This window comes from Paenarthrobacter sp. C1, assembly GCF_049315185.1.
Lineage (GTDB): Bacteria > Actinomycetota > Actinomycetes > Actinomycetales > Micrococcaceae > Arthrobacter > Arthrobacter nicotinovorans.
In genome coordinates this window covers 529,630-555,570 of record NZ_CP186052.1, presented here as the reverse complement: position 1 = coordinate 555,570, position 25,941 = coordinate 529,630, and the positions used below count along the sequence as shown (strand labels likewise).

General features: G+C 63.6%; 25 protein-coding genes and 1 pseudogene. 5 read left to right on the top strand and 21 right to left on the bottom strand.

Going from position 1 to position 25,941, the window contains the following annotated elements; genetic code table 11:
* Positions 1–13 precede the first annotated feature (13 nt).
* From ACNAOU_RS02775 to ACNAOU_RS02760, 4 genes are all read right to left on the bottom strand, one after another.
* Positions 14–814, bottom strand: coding sequence for a hypothetical protein (locus tag ACNAOU_RS02775; RefSeq protein WP_422757959.1), 801 nt, complete (start codon positions 812–814; stop codon positions 14–16).
* Positions 811–1,365: an RNA polymerase sigma factor gene (locus tag ACNAOU_RS02770; RefSeq protein WP_039239583.1), complete on the bottom strand. Its 555-nt coding sequence runs from the start codon at positions 1,363–1,365 to the stop codon at positions 811–813. The genes ACNAOU_RS02775 and ACNAOU_RS02770 overlap by 4 nt, the downstream gene beginning before the upstream one ends.
* 317 nt (positions 1,366–1,682) lie before the next feature.
* Positions 1,683–2,285: a TetR/AcrR family transcriptional regulator gene (locus ACNAOU_RS02765; protein ID WP_189076881.1), complete on the bottom strand. Its 603-nt coding sequence runs from the start codon at positions 2,283–2,285 to the stop codon at positions 1,683–1,685.
* On the bottom strand, positions 2,282–3,328 hold the full coding sequence (locus tag ACNAOU_RS02760) for a saccharopine dehydrogenase (RefSeq protein ID WP_422757958.1): 1,047 nt from the start codon (positions 3,326–3,328) through the stop codon (positions 2,282–2,284). Before ACNAOU_RS02760 ends, ACNAOU_RS02765 begins: the two co-directional genes overlap by 4 nt.
* Before the next feature lie 421 nt (positions 3,329–3,749).
* On the opposite strand from ACNAOU_RS02760, the pseudogene ACNAOU_RS02755 reads away from it, so the two are divergent.
* Positions 3,750–4,883: pseudogene (locus ACNAOU_RS02755) on the top strand (AI-2E family transporter).
* 27 nt (positions 4,884–4,910) lie between these two features.
* On the opposite strand, the gene ACNAOU_RS02750 reads toward ACNAOU_RS02755, so the two are convergent.
* Positions 4,911–5,369 (bottom strand): iron chaperone, encoded by a 459-nt coding sequence (locus ACNAOU_RS02750; RefSeq protein ID WP_422757957.1) that lies wholly within the window; start codon positions 5,367–5,369, stop codon positions 4,911–4,913.
* Positions 5,370–5,659: 290 nt separating this feature from the next.
* Here ACNAOU_RS02750 and ACNAOU_RS02745 point away from each other — a divergent pair, with 290 nt between their 5' ends.
* Positions 5,660–5,926 carry a SipW-dependent-type signal peptide-containing protein gene (locus ACNAOU_RS02745; protein WP_422757956.1) on the top strand — a complete coding sequence of 89 codons (267 nt, stop codon included), beginning with the start codon at positions 5,660–5,662 and terminating at the stop codon, positions 5,924–5,926.
* Positions 5,927–6,045: 119 nt separating this feature from the next.
* Here ACNAOU_RS02745 and ACNAOU_RS02740 read toward each other — a convergent pair whose 3' ends face one another.
* The 6 genes from ACNAOU_RS02740 to ACNAOU_RS02715 all read right to left on the bottom strand — a co-directional run bounded on the left by ACNAOU_RS02740 (position 6,046) and on the right by ACNAOU_RS02715 (position 11,076).
* Positions 6,046–6,345 carry a hypothetical protein gene (locus tag ACNAOU_RS02740; protein ID WP_422757955.1) on the bottom strand — a complete coding sequence of 100 codons (300 nt, stop codon included), beginning with the start codon at positions 6,343–6,345 and terminating at the stop codon, positions 6,046–6,048.
* Between the two features lie 67 nt (positions 6,346–6,412).
* On the bottom strand, positions 6,413–7,525 hold the full coding sequence (locus ACNAOU_RS02735; RefSeq protein ID WP_422757954.1) for an NAD(P)/FAD-dependent oxidoreductase: 1,113 nt from the start codon (positions 7,523–7,525) through the stop codon (positions 6,413–6,415).
* A 38-nt stretch (positions 7,526–7,563) separates the two neighbouring features.
* Positions 7,564–8,607, bottom strand: coding sequence for a Gfo/Idh/MocA family protein (locus ACNAOU_RS02730; protein ID WP_210078483.1), 1,044 nt, complete (start codon positions 8,605–8,607; stop codon positions 7,564–7,566).
* Positions 8,607–9,395 carry an amino acid ABC transporter ATP-binding protein gene (locus ACNAOU_RS02725; protein WP_018780092.1) on the bottom strand — a complete coding sequence of 263 codons (789 nt, stop codon included), beginning with the start codon at positions 9,393–9,395 and terminating at the stop codon, positions 8,607–8,609. Before ACNAOU_RS02725 ends, ACNAOU_RS02730 begins: the two co-directional genes overlap by 1 nt.
* Positions 9,392–10,180, bottom strand: a complete 789-nt coding sequence (locus ACNAOU_RS02720; protein WP_018780091.1) for an amino acid ABC transporter permease — start codon at positions 10,178–10,180, stop codon at positions 9,392–9,394. The genes ACNAOU_RS02725 and ACNAOU_RS02720 overlap by 4 nt, the downstream gene beginning before the upstream one ends.
* Before the next feature lie 38 nt (positions 10,181–10,218).
* Complete coding sequence (locus tag ACNAOU_RS02715; RefSeq protein ID WP_181423337.1) at positions 10,219–11,076, bottom strand: ABC transporter substrate-binding protein; 858 nt, start codon at positions 11,074–11,076, stop codon at positions 10,219–10,221.
* A 188-nt stretch (positions 11,077–11,264) separates the two neighbouring features.
* On the opposite strand from ACNAOU_RS02715, the gene ACNAOU_RS02710 reads away from it, so the two are divergent.
* Positions 11,265–12,359 (top strand): LacI family DNA-binding transcriptional regulator, encoded by a 1,095-nt coding sequence (locus ACNAOU_RS02710; protein ID WP_110505421.1) that lies wholly within the window; start codon positions 11,265–11,267, stop codon positions 12,357–12,359.
* 7 nt (positions 12,360–12,366) lie between these two features.
* Here ACNAOU_RS02710 and ACNAOU_RS02705 read toward each other — a convergent pair whose 3' ends face one another.
* The 6 genes from ACNAOU_RS02705 to ACNAOU_RS02680 form a co-directional block, all read right to left on the bottom strand.
* Positions 12,367–13,362 carry a helix-turn-helix domain-containing protein gene (locus ACNAOU_RS02705; RefSeq protein WP_110505419.1) on the bottom strand — a complete coding sequence of 332 codons (996 nt, stop codon included), beginning with the start codon at positions 13,360–13,362 and terminating at the stop codon, positions 12,367–12,369.
* Positions 13,363–13,456: 94 nt separating this feature from the next.
* Entirely contained in the window at positions 13,457–14,425 is a 969-nt protein-coding gene (locus tag ACNAOU_RS02700) for an alpha/beta hydrolase (RefSeq protein WP_179128469.1), read from the bottom strand.
* A 126-nt stretch (positions 14,426–14,551) separates the two neighbouring features.
* Positions 14,552–15,685 carry an App1 family protein gene (locus ACNAOU_RS02695; RefSeq protein ID WP_422757953.1) on the bottom strand — a complete coding sequence of 378 codons (1,134 nt, stop codon included), beginning with the start codon at positions 15,683–15,685 and terminating at the stop codon, positions 14,552–14,554.
* Positions 15,686–15,758: 73 nt separating this feature from the next.
* Positions 15,759–16,415 carry a class F sortase gene (locus ACNAOU_RS02690; protein WP_275777741.1) on the bottom strand — a complete coding sequence of 219 codons (657 nt, stop codon included), beginning with the start codon at positions 16,413–16,415 and terminating at the stop codon, positions 15,759–15,761.
* A gap of 88 nt (positions 16,416–16,503) precedes the next feature.
* Positions 16,504–17,667, bottom strand: a complete 1,164-nt coding sequence (locus tag ACNAOU_RS02685) for an ice-binding family protein (RefSeq protein ID WP_422757952.1) — start codon at positions 17,665–17,667, stop codon at positions 16,504–16,506.
* A gap of 418 nt (positions 17,668–18,085) precedes the next feature.
* Positions 18,086–19,387 (bottom strand): cation:proton antiporter, encoded by a 1,302-nt coding sequence (locus ACNAOU_RS02680; RefSeq protein ID WP_422757951.1) that lies wholly within the window; start codon positions 19,385–19,387, stop codon positions 18,086–18,088.
* Between the two features lie 229 nt (positions 19,388–19,616).
* On the opposite strand from ACNAOU_RS02680, the gene ACNAOU_RS02675 reads away from it, so the two are divergent.
* Positions 19,617–20,966 (top strand): MFS transporter, encoded by a 1,350-nt coding sequence (locus ACNAOU_RS02675; protein ID WP_422757950.1) that lies wholly within the window; start codon positions 19,617–19,619, stop codon positions 20,964–20,966.
* A gap of 45 nt (positions 20,967–21,011) precedes the next feature.
* Here ACNAOU_RS02675 and ACNAOU_RS02670 read toward each other — a convergent pair whose 3' ends face one another.
* A complete protein-coding gene (locus ACNAOU_RS02670; protein WP_354628526.1) occupies positions 21,012–21,578 on the bottom strand; it encodes a TetR/AcrR family transcriptional regulator in 567 nt (188 codons plus the stop codon).
* A gap of 96 nt (positions 21,579–21,674) precedes the next feature.
* Here ACNAOU_RS02670 and ACNAOU_RS02665 point away from each other — a divergent pair, with 96 nt between their 5' ends.
* Complete coding sequence (locus ACNAOU_RS02665; protein WP_018780080.1) at positions 21,675–22,508, top strand: alpha/beta fold hydrolase; 834 nt, start codon at positions 21,675–21,677, stop codon at positions 22,506–22,508.
* A gap of 103 nt (positions 22,509–22,611) precedes the next feature.
* Here ACNAOU_RS02665 and ACNAOU_RS02660 read toward each other — a convergent pair whose 3' ends face one another.
* The 3 genes from ACNAOU_RS02660 to ACNAOU_RS02650 form a co-directional block, all read right to left on the bottom strand.
* Positions 22,612–22,992 (bottom strand): hypothetical protein, encoded by a 381-nt coding sequence (locus tag ACNAOU_RS02660; protein ID WP_227453672.1) that lies wholly within the window; start codon positions 22,990–22,992, stop codon positions 22,612–22,614.
* Between the two features lie 70 nt (positions 22,993–23,062).
* Positions 23,063–24,697, bottom strand: coding sequence for an ABC-F family ATP-binding cassette domain-containing protein (locus ACNAOU_RS02655; RefSeq protein ID WP_275777730.1), 1,635 nt, complete (start codon positions 24,695–24,697; stop codon positions 23,063–23,065).
* A 315-nt stretch (positions 24,698–25,012) separates the two neighbouring features.
* Positions 25,013–25,936 carry an NADP-dependent oxidoreductase gene (locus ACNAOU_RS02650; RefSeq protein WP_422758655.1) on the bottom strand — a complete coding sequence of 308 codons (924 nt, stop codon included), beginning with the start codon at positions 25,934–25,936 and terminating at the stop codon, positions 25,013–25,015.
* Positions 25,937–25,941 lie beyond the last annotated feature (5 nt).

Sequence of the window (25,941 nt, the reverse complement as noted above, 5' to 3'; positions counted from 1 at the left end):
CTCACGCGGGGAATCACGGACGTGGCTGTGCCGGATCCTGCCGTTTCAGCTGCTTCTTCCACTGCTTCAGTTTTTCTTCAGCGGCTTTGAGCTGCGCCAAGGCCTCCTTTTCAGAAGCTACGGAAAGGCCATTGCCGGGCAGGGCGCCTGGGCCCACCGGACCGGGCCGCAGCCAAGGCGCCGGCGTGGTGGGCGCAGCGGGCATCGCTCCCGGCACAGCCTTGGCCGGTTGCGGCGCTGGCGGATTCGCGGCGGGCACGACGGCGGTGGCAGCAGCGGGCGCGGTTCCCGCCGGCGTCTGGGGTACTGCTTGGGATGGTGCCGGTGCCTGTTGCTGCGCGGGAATCGGGATCATCGTTGCCGGCGTTGGCTGCACCGGAGAGGGCTGCGGGATCGCGGCCGGATCCGCCGAGGGAGCCGGCGCGGTGCTGACCTTGGGAGCATCGGGAGCGGGCAAGGCGGGCGCTGCAGCGGCCCGATGCGGGGCGACAGTGCCCAGCAGACCCTCGAACGACGGGCTCCGCGTAAGGCCCGAACTTGCGGCTGCAACACCGCTGGCACCAAGTCCCATCGCCGCAACCACGGCAACACTTACTACTGCGGTCCGGTGCTTATGCCGCCAACGTCGTTTGGAAACCTCATCATGCGGTCCCGCCAGCATGGCAGCGAGTTCCGCGCCGGGTGGAGGAGCCGCCGCGTCGGCAAGCTGACCCATGGCCAGAAGCGCCTGCCGAATATCGGACGCGTCGCTGAGACCGGCGTCGAGCAGCAGCTCGTCCACGATCTGCCCGCGGTCCAAATCCTTGTATGTCATGGCGACACGTATTCCTTTACTGCCGAATGCTCACGGAGGGTGATCAGTGCCCGCCGTTGCAGCTGCTTCACTGCACCGGCGGTTTTCCCCATGATTCCGGCCACCTGCTCCACGGTGAGGCCTGCGACGATGCGGAGCGTCAGGACCTCCCGCTGCTCTTCGCCGAGGTGTTCCAGCAACGCCATCACCTCGTAGGGGGCCAACCGCAGCATCGCCTCAGCCTCTGCCGAGCTCGCTTCGCGCGCATCCCGCTCGGGCTCAAACTCGTGCTGGTCAGGTGTCCGGCTTTCCTTCCTGTGCTCATCCACCATTCGGGCGTGGGCTACCGAGAAGATAAAGGTCCTGAGGCCGTTGACGCCTCCATTGATCTCGTCCAGGCGTGGAAGGACAGCGAGGAAAACATCCTGCGTGGTTGCTTCCGGGTCCGGGACGCCTTTGGCCGTCAAATACCCAAGAACCTGGCCTGCATAGGCCTGGTAAACGGCGCTGAACAGTTCCGCGTTATTGCCTTGGAGTGCGTGAAGCGCTTCGTCGGTCAATGCGTCGGTCACAGATTTCGGACTTTCGATCGGCGGTTGGTCCAGGCTGGGAGCCAGATCATCCGATTCCCGCAACGGACGACCCCACCAAGAGTAACTGCTCTGCCGGGCCTGCCAAAGGACGAACCCTTGACCGGCAGGAACTCCCGGACATGGAAGAGCCGGGCTGGAAGATGATGGGGGACAAATTCCAACCCGGCCCTTTCACAGACGTAATCGTCGGAGCGCGGCAAAGGGTTACGCGGGAGTACAAACTTTTTTTGGAAGCCTTTCCTGCGCCGTTCAGCGCCCGTCCGGGCGGGGTAGCCGGGGCAGGGACAGACTGGCCCCTACTGCCCGTGGATCAACCACTGCGCCGTACGGATGACCGCCTGGTCACCGTGCACTGTTCGAAGTCCCGCAATATCAGAACGCGTGACGGCCGCACCCTCGAACAAGCTCACAATTGCGGCGGCCACTGCGTTGGCTTCCTGGTCCGGGAGCTCCGGCCTTCCCCTGCGGACCAGACCCTGCACGTGCGCGGTGTACCGGGAATAGAAGCCCCGCAAGGCCCCGGCAGCTGCTTCATCCGAGGCGGCCAGCGCCCAGATCTCCAGGTGCATCCTGACGTCGGCCATGTCGGAGTGTTCCCGGAGCAACGCGGTCAGGAGCCGCTGTGACTCATCCATGCCAAGCCCGCCGGCAGCCTCCGGCGCGAGGTCCACGTCGGTGACGTCATTGAGCCGATGAAGCGAGCGCTCCAGCGATCGCTCAAGGACCGCGCGAATGAGGTCAGCCCTGGTGGGAAAGTAGTGCTGGAGGTGCCCGACCCGCACCCCGGCGGCGGCTGCGAAGTCCCGCATGGCAGCGTTTGCGTTGCCTTTGGTAACCAGCACTTCTTCGGCCGCGTCCAGAAGGGCCGCCCTGCGCAGCGCGCCCTTGCTTTCGGTCATGACCTCAATATTGTCACACCGTATGACTCGAGTTTGGCGAGCTGCGCAGCCGGTTCGGGCGCCGATTCGGGAAAGGAAACGCCGGGCCGCGCATCATCGCTGAGCACCGTGTGGAGCCCAAGAAGTCCACCCGCTGCCGTCAGGTGGGCCTGCCCCAGGGGATCGGTGATAGTGGCAGTCCCGGTGCCGCCCGGACCAGTCACTTCCACCCGGATATGCGCCGTCCCGCCCGATCCCGGGGAGTAGAGCAGCGAACGACGCAGCGGCGCCCATTTCTCGCCGCTGCCCCACCGGAACAGCCCCACCGCGCGCGCGGCGAGCAACGCCGTCGTCGATGTATTGGAACTGAAGCCGATCCTCGTTGCCACAGAACCTGCACCCAAGGTGAGCGGCAGCGTGAACTGCTCGGGGGTGTCAAGCCTGGCGACTTTGGTGCGGTGCCCGGCGATATCCACCCAGCGTGTGTCGGTCAAGGGACGTACGACGGCGGCCTTGCCGCCTTTGCGGGCTTCGAACTCCAGTCCCAGCCGGTCCATGAAGTCAACGGAGTCGGCCCCGGCCTGGTCATTGACGTCATACCTGATGGAAATGTCCACCTCGGCTGCTCCGCCCACTTCCCGGGCCAGGGCTGCGGCCACGGTATTGGTGACGCCACCCATCCACCCCGAACTGAGCAGCACAGGCGCCGTGGGCTGCAACAGGGTGGACAGGGTGACGGCCCGGGTGACCCGGCTGGTCCAACGGGTGACATCAACGTACGGAATCCCGGCGCTTACAGCTGCCCGAAGCACCCTGTCATCGGGGTCATTGACTGTACTGATTACTGCCCGGACCCGCGCTTCGAAGGGCTCGGACTGGTTGAGGTCCCATGCCCGGACAGTCACTCTGTCATTGGTCAGGTGGCTCCCGCGGTCCGGGTTCCTGCCGGTCAGGAGAAGCGGCCACTCCCCCTGTGCATGCTGCGTGAGCGCTGCGCCGACCGTTCCGTAACCGCCGACAATCAGCACTGGACCGGAGGTATCGAGCTTGAGATGATCTTTCATGAATCCGATTCTAGGTCATATGACCTAAAAATTGAAACAACCCACGGAGTGGTGGCGCAGCAAGGGGCCCGCGCCTAGGCTGCTGGTATCTACCCCGAGCACCATTCACCAGAACGCAGAGGAGAGATCATGACATTGCCCCCAGCCCACGAGCCCGAGCCGTTCCCGCCCGACCCCGGCCCCGTACCTCCGCCCCCGGACCCCACGACGCCGTTTCCTCCGAGCCCCATACCGGACCCCAATCCGACGCCGGGACCATCACCGGTTCCCGACCCCGGCCCGGCTCCCCCACCCCCAACCCGGACCCCACCTACTAGTCACGCCGGCCCCTGTCCCGCGCAGGAGGAGCCACCCCCGCAAATAGTCAGTAGGCTTACGTTTGATCCCATCGGCTGACCGATGCGAACGAACAGGAGTTCACATGACGCGATCCGAGGAAACGGCTCCCCTTTCCACGCGCAACAAACCCAAGCCCGACCTGTGGAAGGACTCACTGGGTCGGACGGCTATCCGGGCCGCCCAGATTCTCCTGATTCTGGTCGTGGCAGTAGTGGTGGTGTTCGCGCTGCTGCAGATCCGGCTGCTGGTGATCCCGGTCCTTGTCTCACTGATCCTGGCCGCCGCCATCGGCCCGTTCGTCAACATGCTCCGGCGCCGTGGCTGGCGTGGCGGTCTCGCCACCGCCGTCGCATTCCTGGGACTGTTGATTGTCCTGGGCGGCGTTGTGAGCATCATCGTCCTGTCGGTGCGCAGCCAGTGGGACGAACTGATCAGCCAAGCGGCAGAAGGCCTGGACGAGCTGGAAAACTTCCTGCTCACAGGGCCCTTCCCCTGGATCAGGAACAGCTCAACCAAGCCCGGCAAGCTGTAGTGGACTTCGCCCAGAGCAGCCAAGTGCGCTCCGGTGCCGTGACCGGTTTGTCCGTGGTGACCGAGTTCCTGGCCGGCGCGAGCCTCATGGTGGTCATACTCTTCTTCTTCCTCAAGGACGGCGCCAAGATCTGGGACTTCTTCCTGCGTCCGTTCAAGGGCACTCGCGAAGCAAAGCTCCGCCGCGTTGGCAAACGGACCATGGAAGTACTGGGCGGTTACGTGCGGGGACGGCGATTGGGCTTTGGTGGATACAGTCGCCATCGGAGCCGTGCTGCTGATCCTCCAAGTGCCGCTGGCCATCCCCCTGGCGATCATCGTCTTTATTGGCGCGTTCATCCCCTTGGTGGGTGCTACCGTCGCCGGCATTCTGGCGGCGTTGGTGGCCCTCGTGGCGAACGGTCCGATCGTGGCACTCATCGTGGTCATTGCAGTGATCGCGGTCAACCAGCTTGAGGGCGACCTTCTCCAGCCGGTGGTCATGGGCAAGTCGTTGCAGTTGCACGCCCTGGTGATCCTGATGGCACTGACGGCGGGCACCATCCTGGCCGGCATCATCGGCGCCGTCCTCTCTGTACCCATCGCCGCGGTCACCTGGGCCATCGTGCAGGTGTGGACGGCGGAAGACCCTGACCTTGAGCCGGTCAACCCGGACCTGCCGCCGGCCAACAGCCAGCCGGTGTAGCGGCCGCCCGAGCTGGAAGTCCGACTGTCAGGCGAGTGCCTTCTTCAGCAGTTCGACGATCTTCGCTTCAACAGCCGGCGTGATCTCCCTGAGGGCGAACGACGTGGGCCACATGTCGCCGTCGTCAAGCTTTGCATTCTCCTCAAAGCCGAGCGTGGCATAGCGGGCCTTGAACTTATGGGAGCTCTGGAAGAACACGATGTTCTTTCCGTCCCGGGCATAAGCGGGCATTCCGTACCAGGTTTTCGGGGTCAGTTCCGGCGCGTGTTCCTTGACCAGGGCGTGCAGGCGTTCGGCCATGGCTTTGTCCGCTTCGGGCATCTCGGCGATCTTGGCCAGGACATCGGCCTCACCGTCGGCTTTGGAGGCCTTCTTGCGCGGCGCCTTCTTCAGCTCCTGCGCCCTTTCTTTCATGGCCGCGCGTTCGTCCTCGGTGAAGCCGTCGTAGGACTTTTCTTTGGTAGCCGTTTGCTGGTTGTCCGTCATGGCGATCTCTCTCCCTGGTCTTTTTGCTTGACACCATCAACGCTATGACCCGGCGGCCCGTGGGGCTTCTCCAAAACTGCTCGATCGGAAACTTCGTTGGTCGCTTGGCATTGAGAGCCGGGACGAGCAAGCAGTGGGTGCGGTTTTCTTGAGGGTTTCCTGAGGAAGTGTTGTGGGTTTGCAGGATTGGTTCTTGATCCAGGCCCGGCAAAGTATTTCTTGTCAGCCACACAGGCTGGAGAAACGGCCGGCCGGTCTCACGGTGGCCACACGAAAGGACACTGATCCCCATGGCCATCAGCCTCAAGACCACCTCCGGCAAAATCCTCGCCTCCGTCGCACTGGTCGGCACCGCAGCCGCCGTCGCCGGCATGGGAACCTACGGCGCGTTCACCTCCTCCACCTCCGCCTCCCAAGCCGTCACCGCAGGCACCGTCACCATCGCCCTGGGCGCCCCGGACCAGCCAACACCCTCAACGTCCCCATCGCGGGCCTGCTGCCCGGCGACAAAGTCGAAAAACTCGTCACCCTGGCCAACACCGGCAACTCCGACCTGAACAACGTCACCCTCACCACCTCCGCCGGCGCCACCGCCTCCCTCCTCACCACCGACACCACCAACGGGCTGCAACTGACCATCGAAAACTGCTCCACCCCTGGACCGGCACCGCCGCCCCTACACCTGCGCCGGCACCAAAACCACCGTCCTGGCCAACGGCCCCGTCATCGCAGCGAACAAAACCCTGAACAGCCTCACCTCCCTGACCTCGGCCAAGACCGACAACCTCAAAGTCACCACCGCGTTCCCCACCACCGCGGACAACACCTTCCAAGGCGCCACCTCCACCATCGCCTTCGCCTTCACCGGCACCCAACGCACCGAAACCACCAAATAGACCACCCCCAAACCCCGCCGGGCCTGATCGGTTTCCTTTCCCCCCAGCCCGATCAGGCCCGGCGAGCCCTGAAACTCCAACGGCCCCGACACGCTTATGCAGATGGCGTATCGGGGCCGTTGGCCTGTTCAGAGCTCGAGGGAAGTGCTACGAGAATCGCCCTGGACGGAACGTCGCGAGCATCGGGTGTTTCTCGCCGGTCAGGATTTCTCCGGAGAGCAATTCACCGGCAATGAGCCCCAACGTCGCACCGGAGTGTGTGAAGGCAACGAAGCAGCCCGGCACCTGGCCCAGTTCGCCGAACACGGGCTCGCCGTCCCCCGGAATGGGCTTGTAGCCGATTTTCCACGACGCCGGCTTCAGTTCCGGGTTGCCTGCAATGAGTTTGGAAGACTCGTCGGCCAGCTCCTGGACCACCTCATCGGGGATGGTGAATGAACCGTCGGCGTGCTCGGTGATGCGCTCCTCGTACCAGTCGTGATCCAGCGCGAACGTATTTCCCGGGTTGGGGCGCACAGCGGCCCGCGGCGTGTTCATCACAGCGGTGACATTGTGCTCCACCGGCTTGGTCACCACAAGCATGGACACCGGGGAACCGTTGGGAATGTCGACGCCCAGAGCCTTGACGACGGCGGGTGTTGCGGCACCGCAGGCAACCAGGACGGCGTCCGCGGCGTACGTATCGCCTGCCGCGGTTTCGACGCCGGCGGCCCGGCCGCCGTCGACCGTCACCGAGACTTTTCCAGCGTTCAGAACGAGGTTGCCGCCCAAGGCGTGGAAGTCTTCCATCAGGAAGTTCACCAGGTCCGGGAGGCTGACCCAGCCTTCGCCCGGGTTGAAAATGGCGTTTTCGGGAACAGCGCGTGCATCAATACCCGGGGTGACCGACTCGATCTCATCCGGAGCCAGAAGTTTGGAGTCGTAGGCGATGGACTTTTCGTAAGCGTGCCGGGCCTCCGTGACTTCGCCCTGCCCGGCCGCGTTCCACATGAGCCCTCCCCCGAATTGCAACCACTTGCGGCTGGGATCGGTAGCAAAGAGCGTGCGGTACCGGTCCACCCCGGCTACGCGAAGCTGGTGGTAAGGCGTGGAGCGTTCACCGGCCGAGTTGAGCCAGGACAGAGAACGGCCCGTAGCTTCGCTGGCGAGGCCCTGCTCGCTCAGGAGGGTCACAGAGGCGCCCTGGCGGAGCAGGTGGACTGCGGTGGAGACGCCCAGGATGCCGCCTCCGATAACGGCAACGTGCTTGGTGGAGGACATGGTTCTCCCTTTCTATGTGTTGGTGCGGTGAAACGCCGTTATGCGTAGGCGTGAATGTTTTCGATGATCCTGAGGGTTTCCAGCGCTTCTGCAGCTTGCACGGGCAGCTGGCCCTGGCCCCGGAGCGAGGCGGCGAGTTCCCTGTAGAACCGGGGGTAGTCGCCCTTTTCCGCGGGGACAGGCGTTGCCGAACCGTCGATTCCCAGAACGCCCCAAGACTCCTGGGACTCCACACCGTAGGACGGGTCCGACGGCGTGACGCCCGCTGCCAGCGCGGGTTCCTGGCCGTCGAGTCCCCATTTGGTGTAGCCCGCCTTGGAGCCCAGCACATGGAATCGCGGACCCACTTGCGCTGCCATGCCGTTCATCCACAGCCGCGAGCGGACGCCGGATTCGTGGAGCAGGGAGACGAAAGCCTCGGTGTCCGCAGCCTCAGGATGCGGCCCGTGGTTGGCGACCTCGCCGTAGCTCTCCGCAACCGGCCCGAAAAGCTGGATCGCCTGGTCTATCAAATGCGCCCCGAGGTCGTGGAGGATCCCGCCGCCTTCGGCCAGCGTTGCCGAATCGCGCCAGTTACCGAAACCTTCGGGCCGCCACCACTCGAACCGGGATTCGAAGGTGCGAACTTCGCCAAGCCCGCCGTCCCGCACAAGCTTCCGGAGCGTAAGGAAGTCAGCGTCCCACCGGCGGTTCTGGAAGACCGTAAGCTGCACACCGGCGTCGGACGCGCGGGCCAGCAGCTCCTCGCCGTGCGCAACCGTGGACACGAAAGGTTTGTCCACCACCACGTTCAAGCCATGGGCGATCGCCGTTGCCCCGAGTTCCAGGTGCGTCAGCGGCGGGGTTCCCAGCACCACCAGGTCCAGCTCGGCGGCGCGGTTGAACATGTCCTCCGGTGTGGGCACGATCCTGGCTTGAGGGTAGAGGCGAGCGGCCTCGGCGGCCCGTTCCGGGTCCGCCGTCACAATCACGTCCAGCGAATAGTTCGGGTCCGCTTCGATGAGCGGTGTGTGGAAGACCTTGCCGGAAACACCGAATCCGACGACGGCGGTCCTAATGGGTGCCGCTGTTGCCCCGCCCATCACAGGACTTCCGAGAGGAACCGCTGCAGGCGTTCGCTGCGCGGGTTGTCGAAGAGCTCGGTGGGTGTGCCGATCTCCACTACCTCGCCTTCGTCCATGAACACCACTTGGTCGGCGACCTTACGGGCAAAGCCCATCTCGTGGGTGACCACCAGCATGGTCATGCCACGCCGGCCCAGCCCGGCCATGAGGTTCAGGACGCCCTTGACGAGTTCCGGATCCAGCGCACTGGTGGCTTCATCGAAGAGCATGACCTCCGGTTCCATGGCCAGAGCCCGTGCGATGGCGACGCGCTGCTGCTGCCCTCCGGAAAGGTCCCGGGGCCGGTGGTCGGCGCGTTCGGCGAGACCGACCTCGGCGAGTCGGCGCCGGGCGCGCTCCCTGGCCTCGGCCTTGGACATGCCCTTGACGCTCCAGAGTGCGAGTGCGACGTTCTCCAGGGCCGTGTGATCCGGGAAGAGGTTGAAGTGCTGGAACACCATGCCGATGCGGGCCCTCAGGATGTCAGGCTTCACCTTGAGGGCACTTTCGCCGGCCAGGAGCACGTCGCCGCTTTTGGGCTCGTGCAGGCGGTTTACGCCGCGCAGGAGCGTGGACTTGCCGGAGCCGGATGGACCGATGATGCAGGTGGTGGTGCCCGGGGCCACGGTGAGGCTGACGTTGCGGAGTACTTCCACGTCCCCGTAGGCCATGGTCAGGTTCTGCAGTTCCAGGCTGGATCCGTGGAACTTTTCGATGTCCTGGCTGGTCTTGTTGGTGCTGGTTGCACTGCTGCTGGTGAGGTTCACGTGTTGCTCCCGGTGATGAGCGGCGAGGCCGCGTCGAGTTCCTTGACTTCCTTCAGCCCGCTGGTGGGTGCCGTGGGACGACGGCGGCCGGTGCGGAACTTGTTGTCGAAGTAGTTGACGAGGTGGGTCAGGGGAACGGTGATGATCAGGTAGAAAATGCCCGCCATGACCAACGGCGAGAGGTTGCCGGAGAGCACCGCCGCGTCCTGGCCCACCCGGAACAGTTCCCGCTCGCTGACAAGGAGGCCCAGGAAGTAGACCAAGGAGGAATCCTTGACGATGGCGATGAACTGGTTCACCAAGGCCGGGAGTACCCGGCGAACGCCTTGCGGCACCACTACCAGCGCCATGGATTTGGTGTAGCTCATTCCCAGTGCGCGGCACGCCTCTCCTTGGCCTTTGTCCACACTGAGGATCCCCGCACGGAAGATCTCTCCGATGTAGGCACTGGCGATGAGGCTCAGCGCAATGATTCCCAAGGGGTAGGGAGAAGGACCGAAGACCGACTGGCTCAACCGGGCAAATCCTTGGCCGATCAGCAGGATGGTGAGGATGGCGGGAAGCCCGCGGAACAGGTCCGTGTAGATCCTTGCCGGGATCCGCAGCCACTTGGAGCGCGAAATGCCCATGACCGCCACCACCATCCCCATCACTACGCCGAGGATGGTTGCTGCGATGGAAATGATGAGGGTGTTGAGGAGGCCAACTCCGAGGAGTTGGGGCAGCACTTCGACCATGGCGTCAAAGTCGAAGAACGTGCGGCTGATGGTATTGAGCCAATCCATTGAGTGCTCTCAGACGTTGGTTGGTTGGGCGGAACGGCTTACTTGGCGGCCGTGGGGGAAGGGCTGGAGGTCTGCTCGGCCTTGGGGAGGTACTGCTCGGGCATCGGTGAGCCCGGGAACCACTTCTGGTAGAGCTTCTTCCAGGTGCCGTCCTCCATCGCGGCGGCGAGGCCCTTGTTCAGTGCTTCCTTGAAGGCGGGCTTGTCCTTGGCGATCGCGAATCCTGCCGGGGCGTCGAAGGAGGGGATGTCGGCGGCACTGACCAGGCCGAACTGCTCCTGGTAAGCCTTGGCGGCCTCGTAATCGAGGAAGTGTGCATCCACGGACCCGCTGTTGACGGCGGCTATGGCCGTGTTGTTGTCAGGGAACTTCACAAGCTGGGCGGAGGTGAAGTTCTTCACCGCATAGGCTTCCTGGAGGGTGCCCTGGACCACGCCCAGGCGCTTGCCGTTCAGCCCGTCCACATCCTTGATGCCAGAGGTTTTCGTGGTGATGACCGTCAGGTAACCGGCCAGGTATCCGTCGGAAAAGTCCACGGTTTCCTTGCGCTTGTCGGTGATTCCGATAGCGGCCACGCCGACGTCGAACTGGCCGTTGGATACCGCTGCCAGAAGCCCGGAGAAGTCTTGGCCGGTGAAGACGACATTGTCCACGCCTGCCCGGTGGGCCACGTCCTTGAAGAGTTCAACGTCGAACCCTGTGAAGTTCCCGGTGCCATCGGTGAAGGTGTACGGCTTGGAGTCACCGAGGCTTGCTACGCGGATGGTGCCGGGCTGGATGAGTCCATAGGGGTTGTCGGCTGACGGTGAGCTGCTGGCCGAGGATCCACCACAGCCGGAAAGGGCGAGGATGGCCGCCAAGGCTGTGGCTGCGAGCGCTGCCGGGCGGAAGTTCATTTTGATCACAGCGTTGTCCAATCGTGGGAGGGAAAGCGGTGCTGTCAGGAGCCGCTGGAGATATTGCTCGATGTCGGGTCTTGCTGAGTCCGGTCTCAGTCCCTAGGATTGAGACCGGACTCACATCGATTGATTGAAATGTAGCGGAACTCACAAAGCCGCGTCAACACCCTTTCGGAAAGGTGAACATGAGCACTGACGGATCCCGACGGCGGGACGTGACGGTTGCCGACGTCGCCAAAGCTGCGCAAGTGTCCAAAGCCCAGGCGGCGCGGGCGCTCGGCAATTACGGCGCCGTCAGCGACGACGTCCGTGAACGCGTCCTCGCCGCGGCCGAGGAACTTGAGTATCGCCCCAACGAGCTCGCCCGCAGCATGAACACCGGCAAATCCAACACCATCGGGGTGGTGGTAGGCGATATTGAAAACCCGCACTTCGGGCTCGCCACCAGGGGCATCACGGACGCCGCCAAGAAGAGCGGCTACAACGTCATCCTCATCAACACCGACGAGGAACAGGCCGCGGAAGTGGATGCGGTCCGGGTGCTGCTGGACAAACGGGTTGATGGACTCATTGTTGCTCCGGCTTCCTCGGTGGAAACCGCACACCTGCGGCAGGTCCGTGAGTCCGGGCGTCCGCTGGTCCTGCTGGACCGTGCCGCCGAAGGGCTGGATGCCGAGACGTTCGCGGTGGACATGGGAGGCATCTCCTACGAGTCCACCAAGCACCTCATCGCGGCCGGACACCGACGGATCGCCTTCGTCTCCACGGTCCGGACCAATGCCCCGTACGTTGCCGGGATGAAGCTGGACTCCTCACAAATTTCAGACCGTCTGGACGGAATACACAGGGCCTTCGACGAAGCGGGCCTCCCGCAGCCCACCGATCTTGTCCGCCTCAACGCCGGCGACGCCGACTCCATCATGCGCGTTACGCGCGAGCTGCTCCACGGCCCGGATCCCGCTACGGCCATCATCGCCTCGGACGGCCTCATCGCGTTGAGCGTGGTGGAAGCCGTGCAGAACCTCGGCCTCTCCATCCCGGAAGATGTCTCGTTCCTGATGTACGACGATTTCGCGTGGACCCGGCTCACCACTCCCCCGCTCACGGTCATCGCGCAACCCGTCTACGACATGGGCATGGCGGCGGCGTCAGCCCTGATCCGGCAGATCGAGGGCAGGAAATCAGTTTCCCCTGCCCCCGAACTGGCGGCGAGCTTGATTCAGCGCGGCTCCGTGGGGGCGCCCAGGAACGCCGACGCCCTCAGCAAGGCAGTCAGCTGAGGCTCAATCAAAAGGTATTGGTGGCAAGCAGGAACAATGCCAACGCAAGGGTGAGGCGTACACGGCCTTGGGGCGTTCGAATGTCAAAGCCCAGGGCAGTCGTAAACTCCGCCGCCCGGTGCTGAACGCTCGAATGGTGCAGATTGAGCTGCCCTGCCACAGCACGGAGGCTGCCTGCCTCCGCTATGGCCTCGAGCAGGGAATACGCCTTGGGCTGAGCCTCGATCAACCGCTTCAAGGCCGTCAGGTCAGGCGGTTCCCGTGTTGTGTCAGTGGCCACCCCTGCCAGGACTACCAAGCCGCCGAGCTCGCCGGCGTCCTGGATCTGATGGCGCGGGCTGGTGAGCCGGAGAGCCAGCAACGCCGTTTCCCACGAGAGGTAAAGCTCGCGGGGAGGTTTGGGAAGGCCGATTCCTGCCGGGGCGTGCTGTTCAACCATTGCACCGGCCGGGCGTATTGCCGCCTTGATGGCCCCGAAGGGGGTGTGCAGCAAAACCGTGGGACCTGATCCCTGGGTAGCTCCGGGCGTTGCATGGACCCGGTACAAGGCGTCGCGGTTCAGATGGAGGAGTTGCGCCGCCTCCATGCGCTTGTCGTCGGAAGCGTCAGCGTCCAAGAGGGTATCCATTGCCCGCCGTGTTGCAGCCACAGGGCTCCTGCGGTCCCAGAAGATCCCAAGAGCGATGGCGAGCCGTTCCAGGATGAGCTCATCATTGGCGTACGCCGGGCCGGGGCGCTGGATCCAGGCCTTCCCGTCGACACCGAACGGCCTGGATGGCCAGTCGCCCTGCTGCCCGGAGATCTTCCCGCCCGAGGCATCCACGCAGACGCTCCTGCCGTCCATGGCATAGCCAACGGGGCACCCGCAGAGCGCCGCCGCTCCGTGGATGAGCATTTCCGCATTGGCCCGGCTGTTGACCAGGGCATCGAAATACGTAATGACTTTGAGGCTTTCCGAAGCCTCAGGGTCGAGCGCCTTGAGGCGCCACACCAGTCCTTGCATTTCCTACCGCCCACCACATCGTCAACCTTCGGGAACTCAATGGTGCTCCAGTCCTGCCGCTGCGGCAACAAACTGCGGCGGCGGGACAGGTCCATCAGGTGCCCAGTATGCGTCGGAGCCACCTGGTCCTGGCTTCCCGGGCCAGGACCGAAAGCGCTGCCTGGGGGAAGAAAATATCGAAACCGTGGAAGCCGCCGGGCCAGACGTGCAGTTCCGCATCCCCTCCGCAGGCCCAGATGGTCGACGCGTAGGCCACGTCCTCATCCCGGAACACTTCGGCGGAGGCAACGTCAATGAAGGCGGGCGGCAGGTTCGAAAGATCGGCTGCGCGGGCAGGCGCCGCATATATGGATACCTGACTGGTTTTGCGGCGGTCACCCAGGAGGGCATCCCAGCCGGTGTCGTTGCTGGTCCGGTCCCAGACGCCGATGCCGTCGAACTGGTGGCTGGACAGGCTCTCGTTGCGGTCGTCCAACATGGGGTAGATCAGCAGCTGCCCTGCCAGGGCGGGGCCGCCACGGTCGCGTGACATCAGTGCCACGCCTGCAGCCAATCCTCCTCCCGCGCTGGCACCCGCGACGACCAGCCGCTCGGGATCCACACCCAGCTCTTCTGCGTTCGCCGCCATCCACTCCAGGCCCGCATAGCAGTCCTCCACGGGTGCCGGATCAGGGTTTTCGGGGGCCAGGCGGTACTCCACCGAGACAGCCACCGCGTCCAGTTGCTCCACCCAGTCAATCAGGGAGTCCGCTCCAAGAAACCGGTCACCCATGACCATGCCGCCACCATGGATGTGATAGATACCGGGCCCTCCAGGGGCGTGGTCAGTTCGCTGGAAAACAGACACTGTGAGGTCGGGAGCACCCAACGGGCCCGGAATGGTCCGCTCAAAGTGCGTTACGGGGCGTCCCGACAAGAGATCTTCGACGGGAGCCACAACGAACGACTCCCGCATTCCTTCAATCATGTCCGGGGTCAGGGTGGGAGCAATCAGGTCGCCCAGCGCCCCGAGGGTAGCCCCTAGTTCGGCATCAAATGGCGGCACTTTCCGTAAAGTTGTCATCTCGACCTCCATCAATTCCGGCCACCTCGTCGTGACCTGATGCAAGCCTAGGCGTCCCTGCGTGCTGCGCTAACCGCCAGCTGTCCGCAAAAGAGCGGGCCCTGACCGCCGCGTGGCGGGCCAGGGCTAGGCCTGGATGTCGCCTTCTTCGGGATCGTCGGCGGAACGGACGTCGCTCCGGATAATGCCCAACTCCTCGAGCCGGGCCGACATGCCTGCACCGTCCGGGGCATAGATCCAAGGAACCCCCGGTGTGGGTTGACCGACCGTCTTCGACCGACCGCCTGCGAGGACCGCTTCGCCGGCCGAGAGTTGGCGGATGGCAATGGCCCGGACATTCTCCGGGTGGCGCTGGGCGAACTCGGAGTAAATGGCTTCGTCATGTTGTCCGTCGTCACCAACCAGGAGCCATTTGACGTGGGGGAACTCCTCCGCGAGGCGTTCCAGCGAGGTCCGTTTGTGTTCCTGGCCGCTGCGGAACCAGCGATCCGGCGTTGGGCCCCAGTCGGTCAGCAGCTTGGGACCAGCCGGGTACAGATTGCGGGAAAGGAAACGCGACAGCGTCGGGGCAACGTTCCAGGCCCCGGTGGAGAGATACAGTACCGGCGCCGACGGGGCCGTCCTGGCGATCCGTTCATACAGCACCGCCATGCCCGGAGTGGGAGTCCGGGCATGTTCGTTGAGCACGAACGTGTTCCAGGCGGCCAGGAAAGGCCGGGGCAGCGCGGTGACCATGACCGTGTCGTCGATGTCCGAGACGACTCCAAAGTCCGTGTCGTCCGCAACAATCCGCACGGGAGCCTCCACGACGTGGGACTCCCCCGACTGCAGCGTGATGGTGTGCCAACCAGCTGTCAGGGTCACCGGGATGCGCACATCAACCACACCGCCGCGGTCTGCGACGACGTCATGGACGGAACCGGCCACAGTCACCTTTACCGCGGCGTTGGCTACAGGAGCACTCGTGAAGTTCCGCCAGCCGCGCATGCTTTCCTGCAAGGGCTTTGCGTGACCTGCAGCGTCGCGCGGATCACTTCGCACCACGCGGGCCAGCACCCGGACCCAAGTCGTCGAGCCGTAGCCCGTATACGGAATCACGGTCTCCACCCGGCCACGCCGGATGGCAAGGCGGGTCTGGAAACCCAGCCACGCGTCGTCGAGCCTCATGGCCAGGTGGCGGCGCCCCTTGCCCGCAGGCTTGGGACCGTCAGTTTCAACGACGTCGGGCTGGGGGCGCGGTTTCACGGGACGGGAAGACATGTGTCCAGTCTTCCACGGCCTGCTCGCTGCGGCACCGCTTCCCTCCAGCCCGCACGCATTACGCAACAATCCGCTACGGCACGCGCTCCGGGCTCGCCAGCACGACGATGTTTTTCCCCCACAGATCAGCCGCGTAGCAAGTGATGAGAATGAGACGCCCCGGCACCCTGTCCCAGATCTCACTGTCCCGCAGGGTGTCCTTGTACTCCGTTGCCACCGAGTCGACCCTGAACTCCAGCAGCCCCTCCGCGGTTGTGACGGTGATGCGGTCACCCGCCTGCGCGAGGGTGCTGATGTTGTTGAAGGGAGAGGCCTGTCCCTCCCAGCTATGTCCCACCAGGTACGTGGTGTTGGTTGATCCCGCACCCGGCATGCCGTATGGGTCGAGCCAATACGCATCGTGTGTGTACGGCGGGACGATGGAACCCAGTTCCCGTTCGGCCTCCGTCGGGGCAAGGGGCACGATCGCCTGGTCCATCCCGACCTTCGCGTACGTTATGTGCAAGGGTGGCGAACCGGTCGCCGCTGCGGCTGCCTCGCTGGGCGCTGGCTGCGGCGCGGGTGCAGCAGCAGGTGCCGTGGAGGGTGCCGCAGAAGCGCTGCTCGAAGTGAACGGCTGTATAGCGCTGATTGCCTTGGATGGTTCACCTGCCGCGACCGTTGGCCCGGAATCAGTGGCGGCCTGCGTTGACCACCCCGGAAGCAACGCCGCCAACAGCACTACAGCCATGGAGGCGATGACCGCCGTTCGCCGTTGTTTCCAACGCCCCGGCGAACGGCGGTGCCTGCCTCGCTGTACAGATCCTCGACGCAAGCTGCTAGTCCTGCTGGTTTTCCCTGCGAATAGCGGTCAGGAAGCGGATGCCCAAGGTCAGAATTCCTGCACCGCCCAGGGCCACCAAGATCGTGCCGAGCACGGCCGTGCGGCTTATGGGCTCCGTGTTGGAAACCCTTGCTGCAGTGTCCACGTTGGTGCCCTGATTCCTACCCGTCCCAGCCAAGGGTGCGGACTGGACCGGAGTGGCGCCGTCAGTGGAAGTGGCAGTCGGGGTCGCGGTCGCCGTCTCCGTCGCGGTCGGCGTCGCAGTCGCCGTCGCGGTCGGCGTCGCAGTCGCCGTCTCTGTCACCGTCTCCGTCGCGGTCGGTGTCGCAGTCGCCGTCGCAGTCGCCGTCGCAGTCGCCGTCGCAGTCGCCGTCGCAGTCGCTGTCTCCGTCGCGGTCGGCGTCGCAGTCGCAGTCGCGGTCGCAGTTGCAGTCGCCGTCTCTGTCACTGTCGCGGTCGGCGTCGCAGTCGCCGTCGCCGTCGCTGTTGCAGGTGGCGCGGAGGTGGTGGGGGTCGTGACGCAAGCGGGTGCGGTTACCACGTTGGTGTCCAGGGAAACCTGACCATTACGCGCCAGGAGCCGCCCCTCCACCACTGCGTTGGTCTGGGCTGTAATCGACGTCAGCGCAAGTACGGTGCCTTTGAAGCTTGAGGCAGTGCCCAGGGTTGCCGAGCTGCCGACCTGCCAGAACACGTTGCAGGCTTGGGCGCCGTTGGTGAAGATGATGCTGCTGGCGGACGCAGTAATCAGCGTGGACGCCACCTGGAACACGAACACAGACGCCGGATTACCCTGGCCATCCAGGGTCAGCTGACCGCTGAGCGCCAGCGACGATGTTGACTTGTAGACACCTTCCGTCAAAGTCTGGCCAACCAGGTCGCCCGATACGCTCGCCGTCAACGCTTGCCCTGCCGCATTGTTGTAGGCGGTGGTCAGATCCGACTGTGCTTGCAAAGCCACCGCGTCGGCCGCGTGGATTGTGCCAGCAGCGGTGCCGGGCGGAAAGCCGGTAATGGCGGTGCCGGGGCTCAGGCCCAGGTCTCCTTGGAGGGTGGTGGGGCCGGTGTTGGTCACCGTGGTGGCGGCAAGGACCGAGTACGACCCCGCAGTACCCAGGTTTACCGGCGTCGCCGCAAATGCAGGTGATTGTTGGAGCATGATGGCACCGGCAAGGAGAAGAACTCCGGAGGCGGCCCCCACTGTTACCGACGTGCGCCGGCGGCTCGATCCCGCTGAATGTATCCCTGGATTATTTCGCGCGGAGCTATGGTGCATGGCAGTTCCTTCCCCCAGCGGGGCGACCGCCCCAAAGCAACTGCCCAACAGGATGCGGGGGAGCTATACAGCGGACTGTACGCCCGCGATCGCGGTGTGCCTAGGGCCGGCGATGGAGCGATAAGCCGGTGCGGGAGCGCCCCGTCGACCCCTCCATCCGGCCGTTTTGGGTATCGTCCCTGCTCAAACCATCAGGGTGCTGACTATCGGCGTTTAGGGATGGCTTTCCAGCGCGGATTAATTACTCCAAAATATTTATGAAATACGGCGATGGCGGCAACCGGGACGCGGACAGCCGCCCCTAAACAGGCGTTGTAGGAGCCCGGCCCTCGTCACCGTGCTGCTTGCGCGCTTGCGCAACGCGAAGTCTATCCAGCCGATTCATCAACGGCGCGGTGGTAGCCCCGTGGACCACGATGGACAGCGCCACCACCAATCCGACCATTGCCCACAGACTGTGGGCCTCATCTTCGAAATGTCCGTGGCTGATCGCAAAGGCAATGTAAAAGAGGGAGCCGATCCCTCGAATTCCAAAGTACGAAATGGCCAGGCGTTCGCGGGGGCCGGTCTTTCCACGCATCAGCCCTATCCAGCCGGCCACGGGCCGGACCACCAAGAGGAACGCCAGGGCTACCAGCACTTCAGGCCAACCAATGCCTTCCAAAAGACCACGTGCAATAGCGCCGCCAAGGAGGACCAGGATCACTACGGTCATCAGCCGCTCCAGCTGCTCTACATAGCTGTGCAGAACCTGGTGGTAGGCGTGGTTATGCTCGGCGGAACGGATGGTCAGGGCACAGATGAAGACTGCGATGAAGCCGTATCCGGCCACCAGCTCCGTGGCGCCGTAGGCCAGGAACGTGGCCGCCAGGGCAACGAAGCCCTCGGAATGCTCGGAGAGGCGGAAACTCTTTCCCTTGGCAGCGAAGAAGATCAGGCTCAACAGCTTGCCCGTGCCGAATCCGATCAGGACCCCCGCGGCAATCCGCCAGAGCAAATCAACACCCACCCACTCCCCTGACCACGCAGCCGGCGCGGCTCCCACCAGGCTGATGAGGATGGCGAGGTAGACAAAGGGGAAGGCAAGCCCGTCATTCAAGCCGGCTTCCGAGGTCAGGGCAAAGCGCACCTCGTCCTCGTCCGGATCCTCTTCACTGTCCGCAGGTTTTCCCACCTGGACCTCGGAGGCCAGCACCGGGTCAGTGGGGGCAATCGCGGCCGCAACAAGGATGGCGGCGGCGAGCCCCAACCCCAGCACCCACATTCCCAGGAGCGTCATCACCAGGATGCACAAGGGCATAACGATGCCAAGCAGGCGCCAAGTGGTTGACCACCCGCGCCACCGGAACGGTCGGTCGAGGGCCAGACCTGCGCCCATCAAGGAGATGATGACGCAGATTTCAGTGAGGTGGGTAGCGAACTCCCCGTAGCGGACAGGATCAGGGTCCGGCAGATCCGGGAGCAGAGTGAACGCCAGGATTCCGCTGCCAAGAAAGACCATCGGCATGGACAGCGGCATGCGTCGCAACAGTTTTGGCAGGACGGCAGCGGCCAACACTGCAAAGCCTGCTGAGAGGAACAAGATGCTGGGGGCTTCAAACACGAATAGTCTTCTTCCTGCCGCGCCGTTCGGCGCGTCCAAGAAGCCTAGCCCCGCCGTGCCCGTCGGGGCTATCCCGCAACGCTGCGCATCAGCCGGTTCCTGCGCCATGGATCCAATGGCATCCGGGAACCAATCTTCCGTTGACGTAACCCAGGTCACGTCGTAGGATTATGAATCGATTCAAGACGAGGTTTATTCTTTGCCAACGACGCCAGAGGAGTACAGCGACGTGACCGTCACGCACCGGAGGGAGATCCCTCCAGTACCCAGCGAAAGCACCGCTCGAAAGGACCCGAAGAAGGCCGCCATGAGCGGCTGGATCGGCAGCGCATTGGAGTACTACGACTTCGCCCTGTACTCGCTGGCAGCAACGCTCCTGTTTCCCACGATCTTCTTCCCCACAGAGAATCCCACGGTGGGAATCATCGCTTCCTTGGCCACCTACGCAGTGGGATATGTTTCACGACCCCTGGGCGCAGTGGTCCTGGGCGCTTACGGTGACAGGCACGGACGCAAGAAGGTGCTCGTTTTCGCGATGCTGCTCATGGGTTTCGCCACCTTTGCCGTCGGTCTCCTCCCCACCTACGGACAGGTCGGACTCCTGGCCCCCGTCATGCTGGTGATCCTCCGCCTGATACAGGGCTTCGCCGTCGCCGGCGAACTCGGCGGTGCGAGCGCGATGATCGTGGAACATTCCCCCGACGCCCGGCGGGGATTCTTTGCCAGCTTCAGCCTCCAAGGCACGCAGGTCGGCTCGATTCTGGCCACGGCAGTGCTGATTCCCCTGGCCGCCCTGCTGCCGGATGAAGAGTTCCACTCCTGGGGATGGCGGCTTCCCTTCCTGCTCAGCGCCGTAGTGATCGTGGCAGGTTACGTTATTCGCCGCCGGGTGCAGGAGCCACCGGCCTACCTGGCACAGTCCGAGGCAGCCCCCGCCAAACGCCGGTTCCCATTGGTCGACCTCCTGCGCACCCACCCCTGGGTCCTGGTCCGCTGCATTGCCATGACCTTCACCAACGTCATCGGCATGGCAACCCTGATCTTCGGGGTTTCGTTCGCCACCCAGAAGGGCTACGGGATCGGATTCTCCAGCAGCGAGTTCCTCTGGGTGACCATGGCCGCCAATGTCACCGCCGTCCTCACCATTCCGGCGTTCGGCGCACTCTCGGACAAGATCGGGCGGCGTGCTTTGATGGTGGCCGGCGGCATGACCGGGGGGCTGCTGACCATGGGCTACCTTTGGGCCATCGAACAGCGGAGCCTGCCCTTGGTGTTCGTCTGCGTTGTGATCGTCCAGGGCATCCTCTTCCAGATGTGGAACGCCACCTTCGCCACGTTCTTCCAGGAGCAGTTCCCGATGCGGATGCGCGTCACGGGATTCGCGGTGTCCCAGAACATCGGACTCATGATTGCCTCGTTCTTCCCGAGCCTGTTTACCGCAATTGCTCCCCCGGGGTCTGCCAACATCCCCATGGTCATCGGGCTGACAACGCTCGGCATCTGCATCATCTCAGCCATTGCCACCCTCCGGTCTTCCGACACCAAGGGCAAGACACTCGAGGAGCTTGAGGCCCGCTGAGGGCGGCGCCGGGACCGGCAGGTTCCGGGCCAGGAGGCAATCCGGCTAGGAAGCCTGGCCCAATGCAGCGTCGATCAGCACTTCGGCGGCCTGCCGCGCTTGTCCCGCAGCCTCGGGCGAGCCGGCGATGGCCGCCGTCGTTTGCGCCCCCTCGGCGAGGATTGAAAGCTGGGGCGCCAAGTACGCCGGCGCACCGGCCCCGGCGGCGAGGCCTGCAACGTATTCCTGGAACGATTCCTTATGCTTCCGCGCATAGTCAGCTACTTCGGGGCTGACAGCACCCAGCTCCGCGAAGCTGTTGATGAAGCCGCAGCCCCGGAACGAATCCTGGCAGAACCATCCGGCGAGGTAGTCAAAGATGGCCAGGAGCTTGCCCCGCGGATCCGGGGCCTTGCGCACCATCGCATCCAGCCCCTCGGTCCAGGACTCGTGCCTGCGCTCCAGAACAGCCATGACAATGCTGCTTTTGGACGGAAATTCCTGGTAAAGCTTTTTCAGTGAGACACCCGCCGCGGTCCGCAGCTCGTCCATACCCACCGACTGGATTCCTTTGGCGTTGTAGAGCCCGTCAGCCGTCGCGACGATGCGGTGCCGGACCTCGGAAATATCCATACCCCAATACTACTTGAAATGAGAACGATCGTTCTATAGTATTTGTAAGCAGAGAGAGAACGATCGTTCTCTACTTCGAGGAAAGGGAACAGAATCATGGGCTTCATCAAAGTCGGAACTGAGAACACCACGGATATCGAGCTCTACTACGAGGACCACGGCTCAGGTCAGCCGGTTGTCCTGATCCACGGCTATCCCCTTGACGGCGCCTCCTGGGAAAAGCAGACCGCTGCCCTCCTGAACGCCGGCTACCGCGTCGTCACCTACGATCGCCGCGGGTTCGGCAAGTCCAGCAAGACCACCACCGGTTATGACTACGACACCTTCGCAGCCGACCTCAACACAGTCCTTGAAACGCTCGACCTGCAGAACGCCGTCCTGGTCGGTTTCTCCATGGGCACCGGCGAAGTTGGACGCTACATCGGCACGTACGGCGAGTCCCGCGTTGCCAAGGCCGTCTTCCTCGCTTCGCTCGAGCCGTTCCTCCTCCAGACCGACGACAACCCAACGGGCGTCCCGTCCTCCGTGTTCGACGGCATCCGCAACGCCGCCATCGAAGACCGCTACGCCTGGTTCACCAACTTCTACAAGGACTTCTACAACACCGACAACTTCCTCGGAAACCGGCTCAGCGAAGAAGCCCTTCGCAACTCCTGGAACGTCGCTGCAGGCTCGTCCTGGTACGCATCGTTCGCCGTGGTGGACACCTGGCTGACCGACTTCCGCTCCGACATCGAAAAGGTCACCGTTCCGTCCCTGATCGTCCACGGAACAGGCGACCGCATCCTGCCCATCGATGCCACAGGCCGCGAATTCACCAAGCGTCTGCCGGCGGCGGAATACGTCGAGATCGAGGACGCACCGCACGGCTTCCTCTGGACGCACGGCGCTGAGATCAACGAAATCCTGCTCAGCTTCCTGGCCAAGTAGACCTCACCGGCCATCCGCTTAAAGCACGACGGCGGCGGGTCACCTTCGGTTCCATGGGAGCCGAGGGTGGCGCGCCGCCGTCGTCGTGCCTGGTACCTCGAAGCTAGTACTTGGAGAAGAAGGTGGAGTATTGCAGGTAGATTTTGAGCCCCCCTGCGTCACTGGAGACTCCGGTACAAGTCTTCCGCATGGTCCAGAGGTTCATCGGTTCGCAGCGTTCCTGCGTCAGCCCCATCTCCGCTGCAATCGACTGCGATGTCTGAGGTGGCTTGACGTTTACGGTCATTACCCGGGAACAGCCTCCCGAACCACAGTGTGTGCTGATCGCCCCGGCTTCGCTGGGCGACGGAACGGTAAGGAACGACGAGTCGGCGGGCACCGCACCTTCGTCGATGGCAGTCCAGAAAATGGAGCCGATCCACGCCATCAACAGGATTCCTGCCGCCACTACGGAAAAGCAGCCGCTGCGCTGACGAGTCACCATAAATTCCCCAAATCGAAATTCCCAGACTACATGGCGCGCGTCCCGCCTCAGGGTTCCGGAACTTACTTCCTTACGACGGCAACTCCGTGAGTGATCCGTCATGGTCCAGATTCAGCACAAGGTCCAGATCCAGACGGTCCAGGAAGTCGTCGTCGTGGCTTACCAGGATCACGGCGCCGCGATAGGCGTTCAACGCTTCCACGAGCTGGTCCACGCTCTGGATGTCCAGGTTGTTGGTGGGCTCATCGAGAATCAGTACCTGTGGCGGCGGATCGGCAAAGAGGAGCCGGGCCAGCGAAACCCTGAACCGCTCGCCACCGGACAACGTATGAACGGGCCGGTAGACGCTGTCGCCCCTTAGCAGGAACCGCGCCAACTGGTTCCGGATTTCACCTTCGGGAACGCTTGGTGCCGAAGCCTGGACATTTTCCAGCGTGGTCGCGGCATCGTCCAAGCCGTCGAGGCGCTGCCGCAGATAGCCGGCACGCCCGGTGAGAAGGCGACCACCGGCTGTGCCGGATTCGACGACGTCACTCACCTCGTCGTTGTCGGGCAAGGACTCACCGGCGACCACGCGTTCGAGCAAGGTGGTCTTTCCCACTCCGTTCGCACCAATGATGGCCACCCGTTCCGGGCCTTCTACGAAGAAGGCACGATTGGTCCCGCGCAACTCGGCTATCCGGCGTCCACGGGGAACGTCCGGATCCGGAAGATTCAGGCTGATCCGCTCCTCTTCCCTGATTCTGGACGAGGCCTCATCCAGTGCGGTCCGGGCGGCGTTAACCTTGTCGTCCGACCCCGAGCGCAGCTTCCCCGCAGACACCTGCGCGTCGGAGGCCCGCTGGTTCATGAGAATCTTGGAGCCCTTCTTGTTGTCGTAGCTGCTTTGGCCGGTCCGGGCACGCTTGGCCAGCTTCGTTTCAGCATCCTGGCGTTGGCGCTTCTCGATCTTCACAGCCTGCTTTGCAGCTTGGGCAGCCTGCACAGCTGCCGCTTGCTGCTCATCCATGTGGGACCGCCAAGCGCTGTATGGACCTCCGAAGACCGTGAGTTCCCCGGCATGAAGCTCCGCGGTGTTATCCATCAACTCCAGCAAGCTGAGGTCGTGGCTGACCACCACCAGCGTTCCTGGCCAGGAAGTGATGAGGCCGGAGAGTCTTGCCCGGGCATCCCTGTCCAGGTTGTTCGTTGGCTCGTCCAGCAGCGTAATTGCCGTCCGTTGGAGCCGAAGTCCGGTGATCGCGACCAGCATGGCTTCGCCGCCCGAAATCTCGCCGACGTTCCGGTCAAGGTCCGATCCTGAAAAGCCGATATGACGCAGGGACTCGTCTGCACGGGTTTCAATGTCCCAGTCATCGCCCACTGTCTCGAAATTCTCCACCGCGGCGTCGCCGGATTCGATGGCGCGCAAGGCCCGCAGCTTAGGGCCGATACCGAGCAAGTCGGCTACGGTTGAGTCGGTTTTGAGGGTAAGTGTCTGCGGAAGGTAGCCGACCTCGCCGTTGGTGCTGATCCGGCCACTCGTTGGAGTCAACACGCCGGCAATGAGGCGCAGCAACGTCGATTTTCCCGCACCGTTGGATCCCACCAGGCCCGTGCGGCCCACTCCGAAGGTCCCGGAAATCCCGGTGAGGGCAGTGGTGCCGTCCGGCCATTGAAGGCGGACGTCAGTCAGGGTGATGGACGGATTTTTTGTAAAAGGCATGATGTTTTCAGGACTCCAGTGATTTCAGCGAATGCGCTGCAACCACCGGCCCGGAAGGACATCAGGTGCGTGTCAGCGCTTGGTTTGCGTCGCGAAACCTTGAATGTCCGTCAAAACATCAGCCTAACACTGGGGAATAGAGGATTTCAGTCTCACAAAGATGGCCTAACAAGGCAAATTCCCCCATGCTGAAGAAACCCCGGGCTGAAGGAACACCTGCTGAAGAAGCACCATGCTTCACGCAAAACGGCGGGCCGACGCCAGGTTCCGAAACGAAACCCAACGTGACCCGCCGCCGTCGTTCGCGTTATGCCCTTAGGCTCCGACCGTGACCACGATCTTGCCGCGCGTGTGGCCTTCCATGTTGAGGCGGAACGCCTCCGCTGCCTCAGCAAGGGGGAAACTCTCCGCTACCTCAACCTGGAGTTTGTTTCCGTCCACCAGATCGGCAAGTTCCTGCAGCTCAGCACCCACGGGATTCACCCACATCCAGGTGCCGCCGTGCTCCTCGACATCACTGTCCGCGATGGAGGCGTGGCGACCGTTTTCCTTCAGGACCTCCAGGGTGGTCGAAAGGTTGCCGCCCACGAAGTCCGCAACCACTTCCACGCCTTTGGGGCGCAGGGCACGCACCCTCTCCGCCAGCCCTTCGCCGTAGGCCACGGGTTCGGCCCCCAGGGACCGGAGGAAGTCATGGTTCTTCTCCGAGGCAGTGGCGATCACCTTCGCACCAAGGGCCTTCGCAATCTGGATACCGAGCGAACCCACGCCGCCCGAACCGCCATGGATCAAGACAGTCTCCCCCGCAGCCAGTTCCAGCCGCTTCAGCACCTGAAATGCAGTCAACCCGGCCAGCGGCAAGCCAGCGGATTCGTTCCAGTCCAAGGACTCCGGCTTGCGGGCCAGGAGCCGCTCCGGCAAGGCAATGTATTCAGCAAAGCTGCCACCGTGGACGTAATCCTTGCGGCCGTAGGCGATGACCTCATCGCCGGGCTTGAAGTGCGGAGCGTCAATACCTGTCGACTCCACTACGCCGGCGACGTCCCACCCGGGAATGGCCGGGAACTGCAGGTCCATGAGGGGGTCCAAGTAGCCGGCCATGATCTTCCAGTCCACCGGATTCACTGAGGCCGCCTTGACTTTGACCAGGACCATGCCCGGCCCTACTTTGGGCATTGGCTGGTCAGTGAGTTCCAGGACGTCCGGGTTTCCGTACTTGTTATAGGTAATTGCCTTCATGTGAG

Bases quoted from the DNA above. Each gene is read 5' to 3' on its own strand.
- ACNAOU_RS02775 (WP_422757959.1), bottom strand. From the start codon at position 814: ATGACATACAAGGATTTGGACCGCGGGCAGATCGTGGACGAGCTGCTG.
- ACNAOU_RS02765 (WP_189076881.1), bottom strand. From the start codon at position 2,285: ATGACCGAAAGCAAGGGCGCGCTGCGCAGGGCGGCCCTTCTGGACGCG.
- ACNAOU_RS02760 (WP_422757958.1), bottom strand. From the start codon at position 3,328: ATGAAAGATCATCTCAAGCTCGATACCTCCGGTCCAGTGCTGATTGTC.
- ACNAOU_RS02750 (WP_422757957.1), bottom strand. From the start codon at position 5,369: ATGACGGACAACCAGCAAACGGCTACCAAAGAAAAGTCCTACGACGGC.
- ACNAOU_RS02745 (WP_422757956.1), top strand. From the start codon at position 5,660: ATGGCCATCAGCCTCAAGACCACCTCCGGCAAAATCCTCGCCTCCGTC.
- ACNAOU_RS02735 (WP_422757954.1), bottom strand. From the start codon at position 7,525: ATGTCCTCCACCAAGCACGTTGCCGTTATCGGAGGCGGCATCCTGGGC.
- ACNAOU_RS02730 (WP_210078483.1), bottom strand. From the start codon at position 8,607: ATGGGCGGGGCAACAGCGGCACCCATTAGGACCGCCGTCGTCGGATTC.
- ACNAOU_RS02720 (WP_018780091.1), bottom strand. From the start codon at position 10,180: ATGGATTGGCTCAATACCATCAGCCGCACGTTCTTCGACTTTGACGCC.
- ACNAOU_RS02715 (WP_181423337.1), bottom strand. From the start codon at position 11,076: ATGAACTTCCGCCCGGCAGCGCTCGCAGCCACAGCCTTGGCGGCCATC.
- ACNAOU_RS02710 (WP_110505421.1), top strand. From the start codon at position 11,265: ATGAGCACTGACGGATCCCGACGGCGGGACGTGACGGTTGCCGACGTC.
- ACNAOU_RS02705 (WP_110505419.1), bottom strand. From the start codon at position 13,362: ATGCAAGGACTGGTGTGGCGCCTCAAGGCGCTCGACCCTGAGGCTTCG.
- ACNAOU_RS02700 (WP_179128469.1), bottom strand. From the start codon at position 14,425: ATGACAACTTTACGGAAAGTGCCGCCATTTGATGCCGAACTAGGGGCT.
- ACNAOU_RS02695 (WP_422757953.1), bottom strand. From the start codon at position 15,685: ATGTCTTCCCGTCCCGTGAAACCGCGCCCCCAGCCCGACGTCGTTGAA.
- ACNAOU_RS02690 (WP_275777741.1), bottom strand. From the start codon at position 16,415: ATGGCTGTAGTGCTGTTGGCGGCGTTGCTTCCGGGGTGGTCAACGCAG.
- ACNAOU_RS02685 (WP_422757952.1), bottom strand. From the start codon at position 17,667: ATGCTCCAACAATCACCTGCATTTGCGGCGACGCCGGTAAACCTGGGT.
- ACNAOU_RS02670 (WP_354628526.1), bottom strand. From the start codon at position 21,578: ATGGATATTTCCGAGGTCCGGCACCGCATCGTCGCGACGGCTGACGGG.
- ACNAOU_RS02665 (WP_018780080.1), top strand. From the start codon at position 21,675: ATGGGCTTCATCAAAGTCGGAACTGAGAACACCACGGATATCGAGCTC.
- ACNAOU_RS02660 (WP_227453672.1), bottom strand. From the start codon at position 22,992: ATGGTGACTCGTCAGCGCAGCGGCTGCTTTTCCGTAGTGGCGGCAGGA.
- ACNAOU_RS02655 (WP_275777730.1), bottom strand. From the start codon at position 24,697: ATGCCTTTTACAAAAAATCCGTCCATCACCCTGACTGACGTCCGCCTT.
- ACNAOU_RS02650 (WP_422758655.1), bottom strand. From the start codon at position 25,936: ATGAAGGCAATTACCTATAACAAGTACGGAAACCCGGACGTCCTGGAA.